The 2,029-nt window shown below is 48.9% G+C and carries 2 protein-coding genes and 1 pseudogene; 1 reads left to right on the top strand and 2 read right to left on the bottom strand.

Annotation, left to right across the window (positions count from 1 at the left end):
* Positions 1-17: 17 nt before the first annotated feature.
* Positions 18-635 carry a LysE family translocator gene (locus tag FN633_RS10280; protein ID WP_154057631.1) on the bottom strand — a complete coding sequence of 206 codons (618 nt, stop codon included), beginning with the start codon at positions 633-635 and terminating at the stop codon, positions 18-20.
* Between the two features lie 230 nt (positions 636-865).
* Here FN633_RS10280 and FN633_RS10285 point away from each other — a divergent pair.
* Positions 866-1,714 (top strand): annotated as a pseudogene (locus FN633_RS10285) (alpha/beta hydrolase family protein); the annotation flags it as partial.
* Here FN633_RS10285 and FN633_RS18570 read toward each other — a convergent pair.
* Positions 1,715-1,993, bottom strand: coding sequence for a hypothetical protein (locus FN633_RS18570; RefSeq protein ID WP_072015209.1), 279 nt, complete (start codon positions 1,991-1,993; stop codon positions 1,715-1,717). It abuts the pseudogene before it with no gap.
* Positions 1,994-2,029 lie beyond the last annotated feature (36 nt).

A 2,029-nucleotide genomic window follows, 5' to 3' on the forward strand; every position in this document is an offset into this window, starting at 1 on the left:
CTATAGTCTCGGCTGCCTTACTTCAACAGCAGACGTAATCCCAGAAAGGCCATAACGCCGCCGCTGAGCTTGTCTATTAACTTTCGGTATTTAATATAGGTCAGGCGCGGCCCGTTAGTGGATAATAAACATGCAACGACTGCATACCACAGCACATCAATAACAAATGCCATTAAGGGCAGGATGATGTACATAACAGGCTGGATATTTTTGCTCAGCGCTGCGGAAAAGATACTGGCAAATACCAGAGCAGTATGGGGATTGCTGATTTGCGTAAATACGCCTGTCAAAAAGGCTTTTGAGGCGCTTATCTCCTCTGTAGAGGCAGGATCATTCAACCGATTTGCAGGACGACGAAACATTTTCAACGCCAGCCATAAAAGATAACAGCCGCCGGCAACCTTCAGGCCTGTGTAGAGTGATGGTACCAACGTCAGTAGAGTGTGAAGGCCTGCTAACGCAATGGCAGCAAAGATAAGTGCGCCAAAACCCATACCTGCTGCAACGGATAATGCCGCCCGTCTTGAACTCGACATGGCCGTGCGGGCAACGAGAAGAAAGCTTACGCCCGGGCTCATTGCGCCAAACAGAATAGCGACACCAATAGCCGAAAGCGCAATCAAATCACTTGTCATTCATCTTCTCCATTATTACTCCATGTCAGCCAGTCCGCTCATTGCGCGAATCCGCACACCTTATAGATCGCTCTTATTAACAACATAACATGATAATTCGCTCTTGACACAAAGTAGGCATCAATCTGGACCTGGTAAGTTGCGAACTACAAAAAATCGCCAACGTTGTGTGTTGACGCTCCAGTCTATTATGACGATACTGGTATGACCACTTGGGCGGGGCTCTATTGATGAATATAGTAACGATACCTGTAAAAGAAGGCGGTGTTCTGGCTTCCACGTTGTGGGAGAGAAGCGAAGCTAAAGCGCTGGTGATCATTCATCCTGCCACAGCAGTATCACAGGATTTTTATAAGGGTTTTGCTGAGTATCTCTACGAAATGGGATTCAATGTTCTGACCTACGATTATCGAGGCACAGGGCATTCAACGTCAGGAACACGTCGACATTGTCATGTTTCTATGTCCGACTGGATCGAGCAGGATGTCGGTTGCGTCACTGCCTGGGCGAAGTTACGTTTCCCCCATCTTCTGATGATGGCAGTAGGGCATAGCGTTGGCGGGCATGCCATTCTGCTTTCCACAGCCACACACTCCCTGCATGCGGGGGTTATTGTTGCTTCGCACGCTGGTGTAACAAGCACTATAAAACAAACTGGGGAGAAGCTCAGGGTCTGGTTTTTATTACGCGTTCTCGCACCGGTTCTGTGCCGTATTTTCGGCTATATGCCGGCCAGACGGCTTGGGCTGGGAGAAGATTTGCCGGCTCCGGTAATGGATCAATGGGGGCGCTGGAGCGCAATGCCCAACTACTTTTATGACGATCCAAACTGGGATGCACGTCGGAGGGCCGGGGAGATCACGTTACCTCTTCTGGTATTAGGTTTTGATGATGATCCCTGGGCTAATCCTGAAGCTATTACGCGCCTAATGGAGCCGGTGAAAAACGCTCAAGTTGAACGACGCGAGATACGGCACATGGATTTCGGTAACCAGCCTATCGGGCATATGGGCTTTTTTCGAAGCCGATATCGGGAAACATTATGGCCTGAGGTCGGTAATTGGCTGATGAGGCAGTGCCTACTTGAAATATTTGTCGAGGGGATCGTGATGCCTGTATCTCCTGAAGAAAAAAAGCCAGTAGACGAATCCAAGGGCAGCGCCTAGCCCGGCAAACTGCAGGAAAAGAGTTTTACGAAGGTTAAGAAGATCTGCAAACGAGTATGATCCTTTCCACATGTCAATAATGCTTCCGTTGATGACCAAGTCTGTAAACAGAGCAAGAGCGGGTAGTGCAAGGGCATATGCCGCCATGAGATAAATCAGCGCTCCAACCCTGTATTTGGTATTGATGTGCATGTTGCTCCTTCTTACCCCCCCCCTTGCATAATATAG

Source organism: Pseudescherichia vulneris (assembly GCF_902164725.1).
In the GTDB taxonomy this organism is placed as follows: Bacteria; Pseudomonadota; Gammaproteobacteria; order Enterobacterales; family Enterobacteriaceae; genus Pseudescherichia; species Pseudescherichia vulneris.

Excerpts from the sequence above, each read along its gene's own strand:
- FN633_RS10280 (WP_154057631.1), bottom strand. The coding sequence starts at position 635 with ATGACAAGTGATTTGATTGCGCTTTCGGCTATTGGTGTCGCTATTCTG.
- FN633_RS18570 (WP_072015209.1), bottom strand. The coding sequence starts at position 1,993 with ATGCACATCAATACCAAATACAGGGTTGGAGCGCTGATTTATCTCATG.